17 protein-coding genes are annotated in these 18,836 nt (G+C 60.5%); 13 read left to right on the forward strand and 4 right to left on the reverse strand.

Annotation, left to right across the window (positions count from 1 at the left end; translation table 11 throughout):
- The first annotated feature begins 1 nt into the window (after position 1).
- The 11 genes from WLQ66_RS12985 (at position 2) to WLQ66_RS13035 (ending at position 12,496) form a co-directional block, all read left to right on the forward strand.
- Positions 2-787: a hormone-sensitive lipase gene (locus WLQ66_RS12985; RefSeq protein ID WP_340546760.1), complete on the forward strand. Its 786-nt coding sequence runs from the start codon at positions 2-4 to the stop codon at positions 785-787.
- A gap of 260 nt (positions 788-1,047) precedes the next feature.
- Positions 1,048-2,256 carry an aminopeptidase P family protein gene (locus tag WLQ66_RS12990; protein WP_340546761.1) on the forward strand — a complete coding sequence of 403 codons (1,209 nt, stop codon included), beginning with the start codon at positions 1,048-1,050 and terminating at the stop codon, positions 2,254-2,256.
- Between the two features lie 351 nt (positions 2,257-2,607).
- Complete coding sequence (locus tag WLQ66_RS12995; protein ID WP_260079953.1) at positions 2,608-3,360, forward strand: CDP-alcohol phosphatidyltransferase family protein; 753 nt, start codon at positions 2,608-2,610, stop codon at positions 3,358-3,360.
- Between the two features lie 18 nt (positions 3,361-3,378).
- Positions 3,379-4,005, forward strand: coding sequence for a class I SAM-dependent methyltransferase (locus WLQ66_RS13000; protein ID WP_340546762.1), 627 nt, complete (start codon positions 3,379-3,381; stop codon positions 4,003-4,005).
- 219 nt (positions 4,006-4,224) lie between these two features.
- Positions 4,225-5,307 carry a coiled-coil domain-containing protein gene (locus WLQ66_RS13005; RefSeq protein WP_340546763.1) on the forward strand — a complete coding sequence of 361 codons (1,083 nt, stop codon included), beginning with the start codon at positions 4,225-4,227 and terminating at the stop codon, positions 5,305-5,307.
- 434 nt (positions 5,308-5,741) lie between these two features.
- Positions 5,742-6,863 carry a hypothetical protein gene (locus WLQ66_RS13010; protein ID WP_340546764.1) on the forward strand — a complete coding sequence of 374 codons (1,122 nt, stop codon included), beginning with the start codon at positions 5,742-5,744 and terminating at the stop codon, positions 6,861-6,863.
- Between the two features lie 106 nt (positions 6,864-6,969).
- Positions 6,970-8,907 (forward strand): AAA family ATPase, encoded by a 1,938-nt coding sequence (locus WLQ66_RS13015; RefSeq protein ID WP_340546765.1) that lies wholly within the window; start codon positions 6,970-6,972, stop codon positions 8,905-8,907.
- A 445-nt stretch (positions 8,908-9,352) separates the two neighbouring features.
- Positions 9,353-10,180: a hypothetical protein gene (locus tag WLQ66_RS13020; protein ID WP_340546766.1), complete on the forward strand. Its 828-nt coding sequence runs from the start codon at positions 9,353-9,355 to the stop codon at positions 10,178-10,180.
- Entirely contained in the window at positions 10,177-11,574 is a 1,398-nt protein-coding gene (locus WLQ66_RS13025) for a DUF6638 family protein (RefSeq protein ID WP_340546767.1), read from the forward strand. Before WLQ66_RS13020 ends, WLQ66_RS13025 begins: the two co-directional genes overlap by 4 nt.
- Positions 11,574-11,840 carry a hypothetical protein gene (locus WLQ66_RS13030; protein ID WP_340546768.1) on the forward strand — a complete coding sequence of 89 codons (267 nt, stop codon included), beginning with the start codon at positions 11,574-11,576 and terminating at the stop codon, positions 11,838-11,840. The genes WLQ66_RS13025 and WLQ66_RS13030 overlap by 1 nt, the downstream gene beginning before the upstream one ends.
- A gap of 8 nt (positions 11,841-11,848) precedes the next feature.
- Positions 11,849-12,496: a DUF1523 family protein gene (locus WLQ66_RS13035; RefSeq protein WP_340546769.1), complete on the forward strand. Its 648-nt coding sequence runs from the start codon at positions 11,849-11,851 to the stop codon at positions 12,494-12,496.
- A 45-nt stretch (positions 12,497-12,541) separates the two neighbouring features.
- On the opposite strand, the gene WLQ66_RS13040 is transcribed toward WLQ66_RS13035, so the two are convergent.
- A complete protein-coding gene (locus WLQ66_RS13040) occupies positions 12,542-14,119 on the reverse strand; it encodes a DUF5928 domain-containing protein (RefSeq protein WP_340546770.1) in 1,578 nt (525 codons plus the stop codon).
- 141 nt (positions 14,120-14,260) lie between these two features.
- Between WLQ66_RS13040 and WLQ66_RS13045 the strand changes: the two genes are divergently transcribed.
- The gene (locus tag WLQ66_RS13045; RefSeq protein WP_340546771.1) at positions 14,261-15,079 is read left to right on the forward strand and encodes a sulfotransferase family protein; all 819 of its coding nucleotides are present in this window, start codon (positions 14,261-14,263) and stop codon (positions 15,077-15,079) included.
- Between the two features lie 130 nt (positions 15,080-15,209).
- On the opposite strand, the gene WLQ66_RS13050 is transcribed toward WLQ66_RS13045, so the two are convergent.
- The 3 genes from WLQ66_RS13050 to WLQ66_RS13060 all read right to left on the reverse strand — a co-directional run bounded on the left by WLQ66_RS13050 (position 15,210) and on the right by WLQ66_RS13060 (position 17,998).
- Complete coding sequence (locus tag WLQ66_RS13050; protein ID WP_340546772.1) at positions 15,210-15,677, reverse strand: NUDIX hydrolase; 468 nt, start codon at positions 15,675-15,677, stop codon at positions 15,210-15,212.
- Between the two features lie 115 nt (positions 15,678-15,792).
- The gene (ilvD, locus tag WLQ66_RS13055; RefSeq protein ID WP_340546773.1) at positions 15,793-17,637 is read right to left on the reverse strand and encodes a dihydroxy-acid dehydratase; all 1,845 of its coding nucleotides are present in this window, start codon (positions 17,635-17,637) and stop codon (positions 15,793-15,795) included.
- A 79-nt stretch (positions 17,638-17,716) separates the two neighbouring features.
- Entirely contained in the window at positions 17,717-17,998 is a 282-nt protein-coding gene (locus WLQ66_RS13060) for a benzoate/H(+) symporter BenE family transporter (RefSeq protein ID WP_444739779.1), read from the reverse strand.
- A gap of 150 nt (positions 17,999-18,148) precedes the next feature.
- On the opposite strand from WLQ66_RS13060, the gene WLQ66_RS13065 reads away from it, so the two are divergent.
- Positions 18,149-18,709 carry a helix-turn-helix domain-containing protein gene (locus WLQ66_RS13065; RefSeq protein ID WP_340546774.1) on the forward strand — a complete coding sequence of 187 codons (561 nt, stop codon included), beginning with the start codon at positions 18,149-18,151 and terminating at the stop codon, positions 18,707-18,709.
- Positions 18,710-18,836: the final 127 nt, after the last annotated feature.

Consider the following 18,836-nt stretch of genomic DNA (forward strand, 5'->3'; position numbering starts at 1 on the left):
CATGGAACTGGACGACGCATATTCCAACGGGGCCTATATTGAGAACGCTGAAAGCTATCCGCCACGCTGGGCGGCCTCGGCCGAGGATTTCCGCAACGCCATGCGGGAGCGGTCGCGTATTGACGTCTCCTATGGGGACAGCGAACGCCAGAAATATGACCTGTTCTTCCCGAAAGGAGAGAGCAGGGGTCTCCTTGTCTTTGTCCATGGCGGCTATTGGCTCGCCTTTGACAAATCCAGCTGGTCCCATCTTGCGGTCGGGGCGCTGGCCCATGGCTACGCTGTCGCCATGCCCTCTTATGACCTCTGCCCCGAGGTGCGCATTGCCGATATCACCCGCCAGATTGCGGCGGCGGTGACGGCCATTGCAGCAGAGGTGCCCGGCCCGATCTCGCTGGCCGGGCATTCGGCCGGGGGGCATCTGGTGGCGCGGATGCTGGACAGGGCGCTGCTGCCCGCCGAGGTGGGGGAGCGCATCCAGACGGTTGTGCCGATTTCGCCTCTTGCGGATCTGAGACCGCTTCTGCGGACCTCAATGAACGACAAGTTCAAGATGGAGGCAGCCAGTGCGGCGGCGGAAAGCCCGGTGGATATGCAGGACCGCTATCGGGCGGAGGTCACCGTCTGGGTTGGCGGTGAAGAACGCCCGGCGTTTCTGGATCAGGCGGTCTGGCTCACCGAAGCCTGGGACGCAGATCACGTGATCGCCTTCGGCAAGCACCATTTCAACGTGGTCGAACCGCTGGCCGATCCTGAAAGCGATCTGGTGAAGCTGCTGACCAGGTAGCCGATCCGAAAGATCGCGATAACCGGGCCGCAGAAATTTGCGGCCCTTATCTTTCCAGGGGGCGTTTCGGCAGCCCGTGTTGAGGTCGCTTTTGGGCGATAGCTGGTGATTTCGAACCAGCGCCGTGGTGGCGCTCGGCCTATCGTGGTGTCACGGGTAAGGCGATGGCGTCGCCGCATGCACAGCATATTGCCCATGATTGATCTCAAAAAACACGTCCTGAACGCCGGGACCTTTCTTGTAAGATGGAAGGGTCGACTATGACTTCACGTCCTGAAATGTATCGTTTTCACAATGGTGAAAAGGCACCGCTGCAATTTGCCGTCTCCGAATATGAGACGCGGATCGCAGGCCTGCGCAAGATCATGGCAGACACTGGTGTGTCCGCCGCGGTCTTCACCTCGATGCACAACATCTCCTACTACTCTGGCTTCACCTATTGCGCCTTTGGCCGCGCTTACGGCCTGGTAGTGACCGCAAGCGAAGCCGTGACCATCTCGGCAGGTATCGACGCGGGCCAGCCCTGGCGTCGTTCGTTCTGCGACAACATCACCTATACCGACTGGCAGCGTGACAATTTCTGGCGTGCCATCAAATCGGTAAGCGGCGAGGGCGTGGTGGTCGGCTATGAGAGCGACCACCTGACCCTGCTGCAGAAGGCCAAGCTGGAGGGCTTCCTGAAGCCGTCACAGCTGGTGGACCTTTATGAGCCGACCATGCGCCAGCGGATGGGCAAATCCGCAGCTGAACTGGAGATGATCCGGGCCGGTGCTGCGGTGGCGGACGTCGGCGGCTTTGCCATCCGCGACGCGGTCAGGGAAGGTGCGCGGGAGATTGACGTGGCGATGGCGGGCCGTGACGCGATGGAGCTGGAGATTGCCAAGCGTTTCCCGGATGCCGAATACCGCGATACCTGGGTCTGGTTCCAGTCCGGCATCAACACCGATGGCGCCCATAACCCGGTGACCGGCCGCACCCTGCAGCGCGGAGATATACTTTCCCTGAATACTTTCCCGATGATTTCAGGATATTACACCGCGCTGGAGCGGACCATGTTTGTAAAGGAGGTGGATGCCGACTCGCTGCGCATCTGGGAGGCCAATGTGGCGGCTCATGAGCTGGGCATCTCGCTCTTGAAACCGGGGGCAAGCTGTGCGGAGATCACTCATCAGATCAATGCCTTCTTTGAGGAGCAGGACCTGCTGCAATACCGCACCTTCGGCTATGGTCACTCGTTCGGCGTCCTGTCGCACTACTATGGTCGCGAGGCCGGGCTGGAGCTGCGCGAGGACATCGACACGGTGCTGGAGCCGGGCATGGTGATTTCTATGGAGCCGATGCTGACCATCGCCGACGGCCAGCCCGGCGCCGGCGGCTACCGTGAGCATGACATCCTGATCATCCACGAGGACGGCAACGAGAACATCACCAAATACCCCTACGGGCCGGAGTTCAACGTCGTCGGCTGACCCCGGCGCTGGATGGGCTGAAATATTATCGGCAGGCGAGTGCTCCCGCCTGCTCCCCGCCTCCCGAAGGGAGGCCGTCCCAGTTGGGCGTGGCACCGTGCAAGGCACGGTGCCACATCGCACTTCCGAAGGTCTCCCCCGATCTGCGAGCGGCGGGGTGCCGCGCGTCTTCGCTGCGGGTGTCGGATGATCCTGCCGTCAGACCGGACCGGTGTGTCGCAAAGATTGCGCTGGCGTCCGGCATGAGGCATATGTGCGCTAAGGCGACATCTGATCCAGCGATCACGCCCGGTTCCCGGCTTATGCGGGGCTGCGGTGGATCCCGGTCGTGAACAAGGACATATCACAGCCATGCACCACCCCCCGGAGAAGCGAAAATCCGAATATGCGCTGATCCAGCTGTTGCCGAACATGATGACCATCGCGGCCATCTGTGCGGGGCTGTCTGCGATCCGCTTTGGGGTGCAGGGCAACTACACGCTGGCGGTTCAGCTGATCCTGGCGGCTGCGATCCTTGACGGGTTTGACGGGCGTCTGGCGCGTATCCTGCGCAGCGACAGCAAGATGGGCGCTGAGCTCGATTCGCTGGCGGATTTCCTCAACTTCGGCGTCGCCTCACCGCTGGTGATCTACTATTGGGCATTGCAGGATATGCGCGGCCTCGGCTGGCTCGCGGTGCTGGTGTTCTCGGTCTGCTGCGTGGTGCGTCTGGCGCGCTTTAATGTCTCCACCAAGTCCGAGCAGAAAGTCACCGCAAAAAGCGTCTATTTCGAAGGCGTCCCATCTCCGGCGGGGGCGCTCCTGGCCATGCTGCCGATGTTCATCTCATTTGCCTTCGCCGACGCGCCGGTGGTCCCGGACATTCTGATTTGCCTTCACATGGTTGTCATTGGATTGCTTATGATCAGCCATGTGCCAACCTGGTCGCTGAAGGCTGTCAAAATTTCGCGCGAAAACGTGAAGTACTTCTTGGTCGGTTTTGCCTTTGCGGGGGCAGCCGTCCTGATTTACGCATGGATTACGTTGGTGATCCTGTGCCTTGGGTATGCCGCGATGGTGGCCTGGGGATTGGTTAAGAGGAAAACGCCGGAGACCGGCGCATAAAAGAGTAAGGGTGGAGAATTGGATATAAAGGCTGTTGAAACGTCGTATGCCCGTTGGGCGCCCGTTTATGACAAGACCTTCGGGGCGATCACCAATGTCGGCCGCCGCCGCGCTGTTGGGTACGTCAACGAACATCGCAGCGGTCGGGTTCTGGAGGTGGGCGTTGGCACCGGCCTCTCTCTGCCGCTCTACAAATCCCACCTGAAAGTCACCGGTATCGACTTCAGCGAAGACATGCTGCGCAAGGCGAAAAAACGTGTCGCCGAAAACAAGCTGCATCATGTCGAGGCACTGCGTCAGATGGATGCGCGCGCGCTCGATTTCCCCGATGCCACCTTCGACACCGTTTCTGCCATGCATGTCCTGTCGGTTGTGCCCGATCCAGAGAAGGTGATGGGCGAGATTGCCCGTGTCCTCAAACCCGGGGGCAAGGTTGTCATCACCAATCATTTTCTGCGCGAACAGGGGGTGCTGGCCTTCATTGAACGGGTTTCGGCGCCCTTTGCCAATGTGCTGGGCTGGCATTCGGATTTTGAACTCGACACGATCCTCGGTGAAGATCATCTGTCCGTGGAGCATCATCAGCCCTTGCCGCCCTTTGGCCTGATGACGTTTCTGGTGCTGTCCAAAATTCAGTCCGTCTGAGCCGCCGTGCCGCACGGTGGGGGCGTCATCTGACGGCAAAGACCGATCGGGGAGCCGGTCGGTCTTTTCATTGCGGGGTGGCTCTGCAAAACTATCGCCAACCGGCCTGATGTCTGGTGCCTGATGACGGCACGGCAGTCGGGTTTTCTTTATCCGGGGGATGTAAATTATGTTCACATTCCCCATATGACACATAAGGCATTGCAGAAAGGGCACTTTATGAGCCAATCACAATTTGACGAGATGGTACGCGCCTCCCAGGACAAGGTGCGCGAGTCGCAATCCAAGATCGAGGCGCTGACCTCGCGCATCGAGGTGGCGCGTAGCAAGATCGAGGCGGGCGAGGATGCCAGCATCGACATCGAAAACGCGACGCTGGAGGATGTTCACGCCCACACTGAGGTGATGAACGCCAATATCGCCGAGCTGATCATGGGCCTCGACGATGTGACAACAGCCTTCTCCAGAGATTTCGACGAGATGCGCTCGAAAACCGGCTGGGAGAGCTTTGTCGGCTTCTTCTCCAAGGGCAAATCGGACTCGATGCGCCAGGAGCGGATGCGCACCGCCAGTATCGACGACAAGCTTCAGGATCTGATCGCCAAATCCGACGTCATCGTGAAACTCTTGGAGGGCCAGCTGGCCACTCTGGAAGAGCAGCGCGAGAAGGTACAGGTGAACCTCTCGGCCACTCTGGACGACCGCGAGTTGACGGTGCAGGAGTTGGAAGGCGTGCGTGCAGAGATTGTGGCGCTGGACCCGCAGATCATCGAGCTTGAGAACAAAATCTCTGTTGAGCAGGACGCTGCGGCACGCACCAAGCTGGAGACAGAGTTGGCGGAGATCAACGCAAAATACAACGCGATGGTGCAGGACGAGCAGGTAAAACTGGCGAAATCCCAGACGCTGGAGCGCTATATCGAGAAGGGCAAGACCTGGGTCGACTCCCTGCAAAACCAGGCAGCGACGCAGATGGTGCTGATCAACAAGCTGCAGACGGACACCCAGCAGCGGGTGGTGCTGTATGACGCGCTGACCAAATCGCTGAAGACCGCACAGCAGCAGGATGTGGCGCACCGGATCAACGAGATCGGCGTGCAGACCGACAAGGAAGCCCAGACCGCGATGGCCGCAATCGGCACCGCCACCAACCAGAAGATGGCTGACATGCTGGAAAGCCACGAGGACAACATGGTGTTTGCCCGCGACGTGCTGGAGAAGAAGGCGAAGGCCGATGAACGCTTTGCTCGCCGGTTTGCGGCGATTGTCGAGAAGCACGACAAGAACCTGTATGGGGGGTGATGTACCGAAGACGGTCTCTGCTAGGTGATGCCAGACCGGGTTCCCGGGAAACGCGGCTGAAAAAGCGATTTCTGATCAGCGCCGTCGTGACCGGTTTTGCTGCGGCGTGCTTCTTTCTCGTTGGTTTCATCCGATTTGGAAGCTGGAGCCTTTGGTTAACTATTGGCCTATTGGGGTCTTTGGAGCTGTTGCGGGGAATAAGGTATCTGCTGCGAGTGTTCAGCTTTTGGATGCCGGGCCTGTCTATTTGGTACGCGCGATATGAAAGTTGGATGGATGAAAAGATTCAGCCGTGAGTTTCATGATAGAGGACTGAGCGCGGCAGCGGGTGGGGGCGTAGCGCCCGCCGTTTTGCCCGGGGCAAACCTTCGGTTTGATGGGGGCGGCCGGGCGCTGTCCGCGCCGCAAGCGGTATGTCCGGAAAGGGTGTGCGCATGACCGATCCCTCGCATGATCACGCCGGCCTCAGCGATACCTTCGCCTCACGCCGGTATTTCAAGAAGTTCGAGACCATTATCCGGCACCTAACCCGGGTGTCGGCAGCGATGCAGGCGGAGGGGCGGCTATCGAAATCCGATGTGAAGGTGCTGACCGCCTACCTGATGCGGCTGAACTTCACCTTCCGCGCGCTGTCGATGAAATACCTGATGGCGGGGCGCGACACGGGCCGCTTTTTTGGTAGCCTGGCGATGGACAAGCGCGACAGCGGATTTCCCGTCGCCGCCGAGTTGATGACCATGGCCAATGACGCCCAGCAGGCGGAGCGGCACCTGGCCAATATGGCCAGTGAGGCGCAGCTGAAAGACGATATGGTGCGCACCATCATCTCGGAGCGCACAACGCCATCAAAACTGCAATTCGCTCTGTCGCAACGGCTTTATTATCAGGAGCTCATGAAGGGGCAGCTGTTCTGGACCCAAAATGATCCGGTCTGCGAATGGCTGGAAAACCTTGGCCCGCGCCGTCGGCGCTTCCTCTTGCATTGGGCAGCCTACGACAGCCAGGTGAACCTGCCGGCGATCTACCTGATGGAGCTGGAGGACAGCGGCAAGGTGGCCCTGCCGAAGGACGAACGGCGCTGGCCCGAGGTGCAGGCGCATCTGATGGCGCAGGCCTTGGCGGGGCTGAAGCTGGTGACCATTGCCAAGGGGTTTGATGAGGATTTCGACGACCTCCACCCCAAGCATCTGCGCCGCTACCACGTCGGGCCGATGTATTCCTCTGCCTATACCGAACAGTCAGGCCCGCTGCACCGGGTGCTGGAGGAGGCGGAGGCGCCCGCGGGCCAGGACTGGGCCTTGGCCTGGACGCTGGAGGAGCTGGAGAGCGAAGACGTGCGCGAGGAGCGCGCGGGCTGGTTCGGCACCGTGGAGCGGGAGATCTTTGCGCTTGACCCCTTTGGCGGGCGCGGCGCGGATACCGGCGCGACCCGCACCCAGCGCGCCATCATCCTGCCGCAGCGCCCGTTCCAGGTGCTGGCAGAGCTGGATCCGCCGGGATTTTCCGACGTGCAGAAGTTTGTGGTGAGCGACACTGGGCAGGTGCTGCGGTATTGACGCCTGCGCGTGTCGCTGGGGCGGGAGCCTCCGGCGGGGATATTTTATGGCCAGAAGAAGCGCGGGTTGGATTTTATGCCCGCAAGCGACGGATTGAGAGGGTGAGATGAGCATTTCAGGCAATCAGATGGAACTGCGGGAAGAGGATATCCGCAAGCATTACGCGGCTGCGGCAGCGATGCTGGAGGGGTTTGACCACACCCCGCGCATTGCCAAGCCTGCGATCGAGGGCAAGGCGCCGGAGCGCTCAGCCGGGATTGGCACGCGGCGGCGTTTCCGCTCCACCACGCCGGGGCTGGTCACACGCTCCACCGCGCGCCCTGAGGGTGTGCATCTGATTGCCCGCATCGAGGCGGCGGATGACGATGATCCGCTGACCTCGCCGCTGCAGGCGACCTTGCAGCACGCCTTGCGCCGGGCGCTGGCGGTCTCATTGGCGATGGGGGAGGCCTATGCGGATGTGTCCGGATTGGCGGAACTGAAGCGGGCCAATCTGGCGGGGTCGCTGGACGCGGCGCGCAAGGGGGAGTTCACCGAACTGCTGGCCGCCGAGGCGCTGATTGCGGCACATGTCTTTGCCAATGCCGCGGCCTATCTGCTGGCACCGCACGGGTCCGAGGCGCAGGCCGAGGTGGGCGAGGCGGAGGAGCTTTTGACCGATAATGCGCCGCAGGCTTTGCACGGGGCGCTGTGGGAGCTGGACCAGAAGCTGGCGCTGCACGCGCCCGATGATGCGCATCTGATTGCGGCCACGGCGGCTTATGCCGAGCAGCTGATGGAGAAGGCCGCCCTGCGGGCGCAGAACGCGCCGCGGCTGGGGGCCTTTACCGCTGCCGCCTGGCGGGTGGAGGCGGATGACCTGACCCTCAGCGGCTTTGAGCCTGCGGCCAAGGCGAAATCCACCACGCTCACCATGGCGTTCAAGAAACCTCATGAGGTGGTCGGCAACCATATCGCCAAATACCAGGCGATGCGGCTGGCGAAGATGCTGATGGCCTATGATTTCACCCGCCGCCTGAACCCCTTTGCTGAAATGGGCGGGTTCATCTTCACCTTCATGGGCGACGGCAAGCCGGGGACCGGTAAGACGACCCTGATCCAGATGATGGCCGGTCTGATCCATGAGTATTGCCAGAATGCGGGCTATGCCTTCCGCTACCAGAACTTTGGCATCGACAATATCGACAGCTATCAGGGCAAGTCAGGGCAGAACGCCAAATCCTTCATCCAGAATGTGATCGACCCGCATGTCATCGGCTTTGGCACCATCGACGACATCGACCAGATCGCAGGCAAGCGCGGCGACCGGCAGTCCAGCGCGGGCCAGCAGGAGGTGACGGCGGTGTTCATGGAGGCCTTTGCCGGCGCCAATACCGTGGTGCGCGGCAACTGCACCTTTGGCATGTTCTCCAACTACCCGGAAAATGTGGACGACGCCCTGCGGCAGCGGGCCGGCGCGCGGTTCCTGGTGGACGGGCCGCAGACGCGGGAGGATTACATCGACATCCTGACCCTTCTGATGGGCAAGAACCATGCGATCCCGCTGGGCGAGCATGATCTGTACGGTGCGCAGGAGATCAAGAAGGCGGTCGCGCGGTCGTTCGAGGCGCACAACCGCCCGCAGGAGCCGGGGCTGATGGAGGTCTTTGGCCGGGTGCATGACCAGATCGGCGAATTGGACAGCCTTGCCAAGCTGGGCACCTATCTGAAGGCCATCCAGCAGGCCGATGAGCGGTTTACCGGCCGCGCTATCAAGAACATCACCGATGCGGTCAAGGTCCGGGCGATGGATTTCGAGCTGCCGGACGACTGGATGGAGAATCCGGAGCTGTTCCTGTTCAAGGATTACGAGACCAAATCCGCGATGATTGGTGAACTGCGGGTGCCGATCACAGTCGACATGGTGGTGCAGGAGATCAACCGCTACGCCGACAGCGAGTTCCGCTATGCTGACAAGTCGGATGAGGTGGCGATTGAGAACATGGTGCGCGATTTCGGGCGGCAGGAAGAGGCCAAGCGGCGGTATCTGGAGGGGAAGGGGTGAACTACGCTTCATTGTTATTGGCGATGGGGCTGGGACGCTCGTGCCTATCGCAACTTGGTTCCTGGTGCCTGCCGTGAGGCAGCAGCTGGTGGTGCATGGACTGCTGTCAGCTTTGCTGGTGCCTGCTGTTGTTCTGATCGGCCTATCTGGTCTGCAATGGTCTGGAAGTTTGTCGACCGACAGCGCGCCTTTGTGGCCAATGGCAGTGAAAGCCTCCGCCTATGCGTCCCCGGTGGTTATTGCTGTGATAGTCAGAGCACACAGAAAAGGTCGAAGTTCGTGACAGTTGAGCACAACATGAGGGCAGAGCCTGTCCGCGGGCGGAAGCGGAGCGCCCGCCCGTTTTGCCGGAGGCAAACCTTCGGTTTGACGGGGCGGATGGGCGCAGCCCGAGCCGTAAGCGCCTCGGGCGGGGAGATTTTACAGAGTTTCAGGAGGTTTCCAAGTGATTGAGTGGGCTGCAAATCACTGGCGCTCGATTCGAAGCGGTTTGAAAAGTGACCGTCCAATGGACGTGGGTAAGGCGATCACAAAGGCTTTTCTGACGTTGGTGGCCGCATTGGCTCTGTTGCCGCAATTTACGAGTGACGGTGGTTGGCAGTTGCGCGTCTGGGCGTTGATCACGTCTCCGCCAAATGAGATTGGTGATACCTTTGCCGGCATTGCCGGAGTCCTTGCCTTCTTGTGGATCATTATAACAGTCTGGTTGCAGAGCCAAGAATTGGCAGCGCAACGAGAGGAGCTTGCCGCTACACGGTCTGAACTAAAGCTGGCTCGCGAAGCTCAAGAACAGCAAGTCGCAGTGATGAAAGAGCAGGCTGAAGTCTTTCGTGGCGAACAAGCACAACGCCGGGAGCATCGTGCTAAGGAACTCTTGGAACGGCGTCTTGAGCATATCGAAGCTATTATGAAAAGAGGCTCAGATCTCCATTTGATCTTTGGTCTACGAAAAAACGGGAACTCTCAACCAGAGAGGGTCGACTTGTCTAGCGGGCTGACGAGTGAGATCAACACCGATGTTTTTCTCAGCCGTGTGATTGAGCGTTTCTTGCAAGCCTCGAGACACTGGCGAGGGCAGGTAGCCAATGGTTGGGAAGTTACCAACCGGAAGTTTGAGAAAAGCCGCTTCGACAAAATGGCAGAACTTCTAGCTCGGGTTGTTGAGGATTCAGCAAACTTATCCGAGGCTGAGCAAGAACGTTTGCAGGCAATGCAGTTGGACCAGTTTTTAGTGGAAATAAAGTGGATGTACTATGGGGAGGCCACCCAATGAAACGCCTCATCCAAAACGGCCTGATGTTCGGCAATCTCTTCCATGTGGCCTCGCCCGCGCTGGTGGAGCGTTATAACCGCGCGCTGAAGCATCTGACCGGCAAGACAACGGCTTTGACGGATTTCCACGTCGATATCTCTGGCTACTCGCCGGAGGTGGGTGATGAGCTGGGCGATAATCACTATCTGAACCATGCGGGCGTCAACCGGCAGTTCATCCTGCTCAGCACCGAACAGAAGCGCTGCCCGCTCCTGAATGTGAAATTCTCCACCAGCCGGGACATTCTGCGCCGGTTCATTGCCGCCAATGAAAGCCAGCTTTTTGCACTGACGGCCACGGATGCGGTGGCGGGCGAGCTGGTGAATTCGGTCTTCGAGGTCACGACCCCGGCCAAATTGTTCGATATCCGTCAGGTGCGGATCGAGGCCGACACCACGCGGGCCACGCTGCGGCAGGCGGATCGGCTGGCGGAGCTGGTGGAGCGGTTCAAGAGTGAGGAAGACGGCTGGTTCGATGACGCGCTGATCGCCGAGATGATCGAGACGGCGGAAAAAACCGGCGATGTCACCCGCAACCCGGTGCGGCTGAAGCATGAGGTGTTTGAGCAGCAGAATTTCTGGACCGCGCATTTCGGCGGGCTTTACGTGTTTCAGAGGGTGGAGCACCCGGCGGTGATCGCCAGCGGCGCCAAGCCCGAGGGCGTGCCGCTGGACCATGTGTTCGACCTTGGCCAGAAGAACGCCATTGCCAAGTTTCTGGAGCTGAACGGGCTGGTGGAGCCGATCATCCGCGCACGCGGCGTCGATGGCGCGGCCATCCTGCGCCAGAAGATGGGATTTCTGGCGATCAGTGTTCTGGCGGATAAGGGCATGGACCTCTCGGGCCTGTCGCGCAGCGATCTGCGGCGGCTGGCAGCGCGTCACGCCAGTGATCTGCCTGCGGAGTTCGAGGGCATGGCGGCCATGGTCCGCTGGGCAGATAGCGGCGGCGCATGGCCCCTGATCAAATCGGACCATCCCGCCTATTTCTATTGCCTGCGGGCAACCAATACGCCGGATCGCGATCTGGTCAACATGCTGCTGGCAGAGCTGACCCCGCTGGATTTCCGCCAGCTATTCATCTGCCACAAGGAGGCGTTCTATCAGCAGTATCGCGGCTGGCCAGAGAACAAGAAGGATCACGTCGTGACCTTCCTTGCGCGGGAATATGCCGTGGACAAGGCCGGCGCGCGGGCTGCTCTCTTTGGCCATGAGCCGGATATGAGCGGTCGCAGCCCTGCGGTCGAGGCCCGCCGTCGGGGGGGCGAGCAGGCGCCTTCCCCGGATCGTCTGGTCGAGCGGGTCGGCCCCTGGGGGGTGGTAGGTCGCCGGGGCAATACGCGGGGGCGGCGCTGATGTTTGCCTTCATTCGCCTGATGGCGATCCTTCTTGTGGTGCTGACGGTGATCTATGCCCTGGTGTCGCTCTACTCGCGCGAGGTACGCCGGGCCAAGCTGAAACGCCGCTGGACCGAGAAGGGGTTGACCGGAGACCGTTCCGCCTTCATCCAGCGCGGGCTGCACCAATATGACCGCTCGCTGCGGCGCAGGCTGATCCTGCTGGTCTATATCGTGCCGCTGGGGGCCATTGGGCTTCTGGTTTATGTCATGAATTTCATGTGAGGTCGCTGATGCGTTACGTAAAATGGGTGTTCATTCTCACCTTCTGGCTGCTGGCGGGGGCCTTTCTGCATTACACGCTGCCGCAGAACGACGTGGTGCGCGTGGTCAAGACAGAGGTGCGCCGGGTCGATTTCGGCGAGAACTCGATCTTCTGGGCACAGCAGGATACCGCGCAGGAAAGCGCGACCAGCGTCAACCGCGACGTGCGTTTTGTCGAGGCTTTCTTTCCCAATGGTCGCCCCATCGTCTATCGCAACGAGGACACCGGCTGGGGCTGGCCGCCGTATTTCAAGCTGGATAGCTCCAATCTTCAGGCCGAGCTGACCGATCTCGCGTCCACCAAATCAGACCCGCAGTGGGTGCTGGTCCGCCACTATGGCTGGCGCAATGAATTCCTGTCGATCTTTCCCAACGCGGTTGCGGTCAAACCGGTTGACGGCCCGGATCATACCCAGGTGAACTGGTTCAACATCATCTTCCTCACGCTGCTGGCAGCGGTGGTCTGGGCGATATATGTGCGCTGGCGCCGTTTCCGCCGGGCGCGCATCGACCCGATGGTCGAGAATGTCGAAGACAGCCTTTATGCTGCCGGCGATGCGCTGTCGGAACGCCGTGGCCGGTTGCGCCGCTGGCTGGACAGCTGGAAGCAGAAATAGCGCAGGACAAGCGGGGCTGCCGACTGCGCAGCCCCAGATGGCCCCCTAGTCAGAGAACAGATGCTCGGTCCGGGCAAGGCTCAATGCGGCGTCATGGTCCAGCGCCAGAAACGGCATCAGCTGTTCGGCGATCTGCTCGTCACTGTCGCTTTCGCGGATCAGGCTGAGGTGATCAAATCCCACATCGCGGATGCGGTCGGATTCATGCTGGATATCGTTGCGGATCGTCGGCAGCAGCCGCTCCAGTGCGGCGGCTGAGGTTTGTTGACCGGCCAGACCAATGCGTTCGGCATGACCGGTGAGATAATCGTCGCTCAGGTAGCATTCGATCTGTAGCAGACGTGTCACCGCCCGGTCCGCGCAGAAATCCTGCATCAGCTCCAACGCCGAAGGGTCAAGGCAGATCACCAGCCGGTCGGTCTCATAATAGTCAAACAGCATCCGAACCAGCGCGCGGCGGTGGCGGGTGCGTTTCCATAATGTCGCCTCGATACCGCCGAGGTCGGGCATCTCGGTGCCTTCTTCGTCAAACAGATAGGCGAGCGCCGGGATGTTGCTGACCTCACGCAGCCGCTCGATCAGGCGTTTGGCCACATGCCATTTCTTGCAGGTGATGATCAGCAATTCGCGGTTGCGCCCGAGCGTGCTTTCGGTTTCCCAGAAACGGGGGGCAAAGCGCAGCCCGTTGCGTCCGCGTTTGGTCAGAAACTCATAGAGGTTACGACCCTCGTTGGAGATCTGAAACTCAACCCCCTGTGCGGCATAAAGCGCGCCGAGCCGGGATTTCAGCTCCTGTGCCTCGGGGCTGATCTTGCGGGCAAAGAGAAAATCCTGCCCCATCAGCATGTCGTAATGGTCGTTGTAGAACTGGACCGGCATTCCGTAGTCAGAGAACATCAGCAATGTCAGCGTGCGGCTCTCGATCTCCCTGGCGGGAACCAGATGGCGCACCAGGGTCTGAAAGAAGGTCTCATCCGGGATCCAGGTGGTGCGAAAGAACCGCAGCACATCGCGGCGGTCCTTCAGGAACGCCAGGATCCATTCCACGGTGCGGCGGCGCAGGCACCACCACTGGCTGCCGATCTGGATCTGCATATCCTCGGGCAGGACGCGCGTCAGGCCCAGCCGTTTCTGCACCATGTGGCTCAGATCAAAGAGGCGTTTGTTCCTGCGTTCGTTGAAGATATGGCGATAGATCAGCCGGTCTTCCTTCATGCCGGTCTTGATCCAGTCGCTTTCAAAAAAATCGAAGCTCTCGATGTAATCGCAATCCTGCGCGTCCAGCAGCTGGCGCGCGTATTCGGCCGTCTTGATCGCCATGCAGTCGCCGGACACCATGTAGAAATGCGTCGCCCGAGGGAAGGTGGCGACGGCGCTTTCAAGCGCGTGGAGCGTCGCCTGAACCAGAGACCATTCGCCCCAGCCGCATTTGACCCGCTTGCGGGCAAAGCAGACATTCGGGTTGTCCTTCAGCGCGGCTCGGATCTGCTGGAAATCACGCGTCGGAGACCGGCCATCGAAGTGGATCGCCATGTAATCCCCGGCGGCAGTCAGTTGCTCTGCCTGCTGGATAATCGCCTCCGGGTCCTTATGGCACAGCAGAACATATGCGATTTTTGCCATGACGACGCCCCGGGGTCTTATTTTGATTGATTGTTTCCTTGATACTGACGAATTCTCACTGAATAAACCGCATTATTTAGCTTTTAACGACTAGGCTGGCAGATGGCGCCTATTGCAGCGCATCGGACTGGGAGAGCAAGAATGGGATTTCCGGGCACTTGGATGACAGAGAGCGAAAGCGTGGTCTACCGCGTGGTGCCCAAATGTGCCTGCTCGACCATTGGTCAGATCATGTATTACTCAGATCATGGCCGGTTCTTCGATGGCGATATCCATGATGCCACCAGCGGGCTGCATAAATGGGCTCTGCTGGACAGCCAGCCGCTGATTACCGGCAATGTGCAGTCGCAGAAATCCTATGCGTTCACCTGCGTGCGCAACCCTTACACGCGCGTGCTGAGTTCCTTCTTCGACAAGATTTGCGGCATCCAGCGCAATGGCAAACGCTACCGGGGCAATCTGGTGCCGCAGCTCACCTATGACTACGGGATCGAAGTGGGCGGTGACGATGGCAAGCAGCCCTTTGACCAGATCAAGAGCTTTCGCCGTTTCCTGCTGTTTGTCCGCGACACGGTGAAGTTTCGCCGCCCGATGGATCCCGATATCCACTGGTCCGCAACCTCGGGCCATGTTTCCACCTTCATCTGCAACGGCGGGCGCTACGACAAGGTGATCTGGACCGAAGCCTTCAATGAGGGCATGCAGGATGTACTGGACGCCATCGAGACGCCGCATCAGGTCGATCTGGCGCAGATCCCGCGCTTCAACGAAAGCGAAGGTCACGGTCCCAAGCGGGCTCATCCGGTCGAGGAGTACTTTGACGATCTGTCGATGCATCTGGTCTATGAGATCTACAAGCGCGATTTCGAGGTGTTCAAATACGATTTTGAAAACCCCGCCAACAAGATGCCCATCGGCGAGATCGACCTCGATGAGGTGCATGCCAAACTGGGCGAGTAAGTCACACCCGACCATCAGCTCCCGCCCGAGCTGCAATCATTGGTATGATCTTGTCCCGGTTGGGCGTGGCGCCGCTTGCGCGGCGCGCCTCCGGCGGGAGTATTTCGGGAAGGGTGAGGGGTTTTGTGCCTTATGGGCGGGTCGTGGACCCCAGATCTTGCAGCTGGGCTTGCAATCCGGTTGGAAACAACTCAATCCCGCCAGTCTCCAGCGCATCGGGATGCACCCATCTGGCAATAGATTTCAGGCCGTTGTCTTCGTAGAACTCAATCGTATCGCCTGCCAGATGCCGGGTCTCTGGCCAGGTGACCTGCGCGGCGAAGATGATTTCATGGCCGGTCTGGCCTTCGTGCCGATAGATGTTTTCCAGCACCACCGGCGCGCCGATGATGGTGATTTCCACAGCGAGCTCCTCCTGAAACTCCCGTCGCAGCGCCTGTTGCCAGGTTTCACCAAATTCAACGGTGCCACCCAAGGGGCGGACGCCTTTGGTCCGGCCGCTGTCATCGGGCACCTCCGCCGCGAGGAAACGGCCATCGCGCCAGGGCAGACCAATGGTTTTCACGCGAATGGACTGGGCCGGGCGCCAAATGGTCATGTCGGATCTCCTGCGGTGCCGCGGTGGGTCGAGTAGGGCTGGATCTCTATGAAAGAAAAAGCCCCGACATCCAAGATGCCGGGGTCTTCAAAAGCGGACTCACTGACAGCGCTGATTATTCGTCGTCGGGCAGGGCGCGCACGGCGCCTTTTGCGGCGGAGGTGGCCAGCAGGGCATAGGCCTTGAGCGCGGTGGAGACCTTGCGTTTGCGCGGCTTCACCGGTTTCCAGCCTGCTGCGTCCTGGGCGGCGCGCCGTGTCGCCAGCTCCTCGTCGGAGACCGCCAGGTGGATGGAGCGGTTGGGGATGTCGATCTCGATGGTATCCCCCTGCTGAACCAACCCGATGGTGCCGCCTTCAGCTGCCTCAGGCGAGACATGGCCGATCGACAGCCCGGAGGTGCCGCCGGAAAAACGCCCGTCGGTCAGAAGCGCGCAGGCTTTGCCCAGCCCTTTTGATTTCAGATAGGAGGTCGGGTAGAGCATTTCCTGCATCCCCGGACCGCCGCGCGGGCCCTCATAGCGGATCACCACCACGTCACCCTCCTTGACCTTGCCGGTCAGGATGTCGTTCACCGCCTGATCCTGGCTTTCGCAGACATAGGCCGAACCGGTGAATTTCAGGATGTTTTCATCCACCCCTGCGGTTTTCACGATGCAGCCGTCGCGGGCGATATTGCCAAACAGCACCGCCAGACCGCCGTCCTGGCTGAAGGCATGTTCCTTGGAGCGGATCACCCCGCCTGCACGGTCGGTGTCCAGCTCCTTGTAGCGGTTGGACTGCGAAAACGCTTCGGTGGTGCGCACGCCGCCGGGGGCGGCCTTGAACAGCTCTTCGGCCTCGGGGTTGTTGGCAACCTTGATGTCCCATTTGGCGATTGCCTCGCCCATGGAGCTGGAGTGGACGGTGGCGCAATGGTCATGCAACAGTCCCGCGCGGCTGAGTTCACCCAGGATGGAGAAGATGCCACCGGCGCGGTGGACGTCTTCCATATGAACGTTTTCGGTGTTCGGTGCGACCTTGCACAGGCACGGCACCTTGCGCGACAGGCGGTCCATATCGGTCATGGTGAAATCGACCTTGCCTTCATTGGCGATGGCCAGGAGGTGCAGCACCGTATTGGTCGACCCTCCCATGGCGATATCGAGGCTCATGGCGTTTTCAAACGCATCAAAGGTGGCGATTTCGCGCGGCAGCAGGCCTTTCTCCTCGCCCACGTAGTGGCGCTTGGTGATGTCGACGATCTTGCGGCCCGCCTCAAGGAACAGGTGTTTGCGGTCGGCGTGGGTGGCCAGTGTCGAGCCATTGCCCGGCAGCGCCAGACCCAGCGCCTCGGCCAGACAGTTCATCGAGTTGGCGGTGAACATGCCGGAGCAGGAGCCGCAGGTGGGGCAGGCGTTTTCCTCGATATGCTGCACCTGCTCATCGGTGAGGTTCTCGTTGGCCGCCGCAACCATCGCATCGACGAGGTCGATCTTCTTGGCGTCGAGATCGGCAATGTCGATCTTGCCCGCTTCCATCGGTCCACCGGAAACGAAGATCGCCGGGATATTCAGCCGCATCGCTGCCATCAGCATGCCGGGAGTGATCTTGTCGCAGTTGGAGATGCAGACCATGGCGTCGGCGCAATGGGCGTTGACCATATATTCGACGGAATCCGCGATCACCTCGCGCGAGGGCAGCGAGTAGAGCATCCCGTCATGGCCCATGGCGATACCGTCATCCACCGCGATGGTGTTGAACTCCTTGGCGACGCCGCCGGCCGCCTCGACCTCGCGGGCGACCATCTGGCCCAGATCCTTGAGGTGGACGTGGCCGGGTACGAACTGGGTAAAGGAGTTGACGATGGCGATGATCGGCTTGCCGAAATCATCGTCCTTCATCCCTGTGGCGCGCCACAATCCGCGTGCGCCCGCCATATTGCGGCCATGGGTGGAAGTTCTGGATCGGTACATTGGCATCTGGCTGGTTCCCTTGTCTTTGCCCCTCAGGGACACGATTTACGCAACAAAGGCAACATGTCGGGGCGGTCTTCGGTAATTATCTGGTGGTTTCTGCCGGTTTTCGCCGGCTTTGGCGGGGCGGAGTGGCGAACCGGGCGGTCAGGATCGGCATCCGGGACATCAGCGACAGGCCGAGGCTGTTGAGCCCCATGCCCACACCGATGCCCATAACCAAGACCAGAATCCAGCTGTCGGCCTGCGCCAGACTGGCGCCGGGGGCGTCGCTGGCCTGAGCGATGATCACGACAGATCCGGTGTAGCCCAGCAGCACGGCAACAGCGCCGGCAACACTATGCGACAGTTTCAAGGGGCTGAGCATCCGGGTTTTCCTGAGCTGGCGGATCCGCTAGAGATCGCAGGTCTGTGCGTTATAGCGCACAGTAGCGTTTGTGCGTTATAACGCACAAGAGGTTTTTGAAGCGCGGCATGAACCAATCCGCATCAGGCGGACCAGCAACGGGCAGCAGGCATGAGCGAAGATAGCATCACTCTGAATTTGCGGGACATTCGCCAGGGCGCAGGGCTAAGCCTGTCACGGGCTGCCGAGGTCACCGGCGTCAGCAAGGCGATGCTGGGCCAGATCGAGCGCGGCGAATCAAGCCCGACGATTGCCACCCTGTGGAAAATTGCCAAGGGGTTTCATCTGCCGCTCAGCGCGCTGATCGGCGAGGCGGCAGCCCCGGATCTGGCCGCCAGCGGCGAGCGGCTGTTCCGCTCGGTCCAGTTTCCCGGTTCGATCGCGGTGAAGATGGTGTTTCCCTTTGATCCCGCGCTTGCGGCCGAGACCTTTCACGTGAGCCTGCGTCCCGGCCAATGCCACCTGTCCCAGCCCCATGACAGCGGCGTGACTGAAGAGGTCTTCGTGCTGGAGGGCGCGATGGAGGTGTTGCGGGGCGACGATTGGGTGGCGCTGGATACCGGGCAGGCGCTGCGCTTTGCGGCGGATCAGCCACATGGCTATCGCAGTGGCGACAGCGGTGCTGCGTTCTTGAACATGCACCACTACCGCCGCGTGGCCTCTCGCGGCTAGCGGCAGCCGGATCAATTGGCCGCAGCGGGGCGGCTTGTCGCCGGGGCAGAGGATGCCTAATGCTGGTGGCATTGATGACGAGGCGCCAGACCCTCCGGGGTGCGCGCGTCTTTCCCCTGTTTCCATT

This window comes from Phaeobacter sp. A36a-5a (assembly GCF_037911135.1).
In the GTDB taxonomy this organism is placed as follows: domain Bacteria; phylum Pseudomonadota; class Alphaproteobacteria; order Rhodobacterales; family Rhodobacteraceae; genus Phaeobacter; species Phaeobacter bryozoorum.

Coding starts and splice junctions, on each gene's coding strand:
- WLQ66_RS13005 (WP_340546763.1), top strand. CDS start 4,225: ATGAGCCAATCACAATTTGACGAGATGGTACGCGCCTCCCAGGACAAG.
- WLQ66_RS13060 (WP_444739779.1), bottom strand. CDS start 17,998: ATGCTCAGCCCCTTGAAACTGTCGCATAGTGTTGCCGGCGCTGTTGCC.
- ilvD (WP_340546773.1), bottom strand. CDS start 17,637: ATGCCAATGTACCGATCCAGAACTTCCACCCATGGCCGCAATATGGCG.
- WLQ66_RS13030 (WP_340546768.1), top strand. CDS start 11,574: ATGTTTGCCTTCATTCGCCTGATGGCGATCCTTCTTGTGGTGCTGACG.
- WLQ66_RS13040 (WP_340546770.1), bottom strand. CDS start 14,119: ATGGCAAAAATCGCATATGTTCTGCTGTGCCATAAGGACCCGGAGGCG.
- WLQ66_RS13045 (WP_340546771.1), top strand. CDS start 14,261: ATGGGATTTCCGGGCACTTGGATGACAGAGAGCGAAAGCGTGGTCTAC.
- WLQ66_RS12985 (WP_340546760.1), top strand. CDS start 2: ATGGAACTGGACGACGCATATTCCAACGGGGCCTATATTGAGAACGCT.
- WLQ66_RS13025 (WP_340546767.1), top strand. CDS start 10,177: ATGAAACGCCTCATCCAAAACGGCCTGATGTTCGGCAATCTCTTCCAT.
- WLQ66_RS13035 (WP_340546769.1), top strand. CDS start 11,849: ATGCGTTACGTAAAATGGGTGTTCATTCTCACCTTCTGGCTGCTGGCG.
- WLQ66_RS13050 (WP_340546772.1), bottom strand. CDS start 15,677: ATGACCATTTGGCGCCCGGCCCAGTCCATTCGCGTGAAAACCATTGGT.
- WLQ66_RS12995 (WP_260079953.1), top strand. CDS start 2,608: ATGCACCACCCCCCGGAGAAGCGAAAATCCGAATATGCGCTGATCCAG.
- WLQ66_RS13015 (WP_340546765.1), top strand. CDS start 6,970: ATGAGCATTTCAGGCAATCAGATGGAACTGCGGGAAGAGGATATCCGC.
- WLQ66_RS13010 (WP_340546764.1), top strand. CDS start 5,742: ATGACCGATCCCTCGCATGATCACGCCGGCCTCAGCGATACCTTCGCC.
- WLQ66_RS13065 (WP_340546774.1), top strand. CDS start 18,149: ATGAGCGAAGATAGCATCACTCTGAATTTGCGGGACATTCGCCAGGGC.
- WLQ66_RS12990 (WP_340546761.1), top strand. CDS start 1,048: ATGACTTCACGTCCTGAAATGTATCGTTTTCACAATGGTGAAAAGGCA.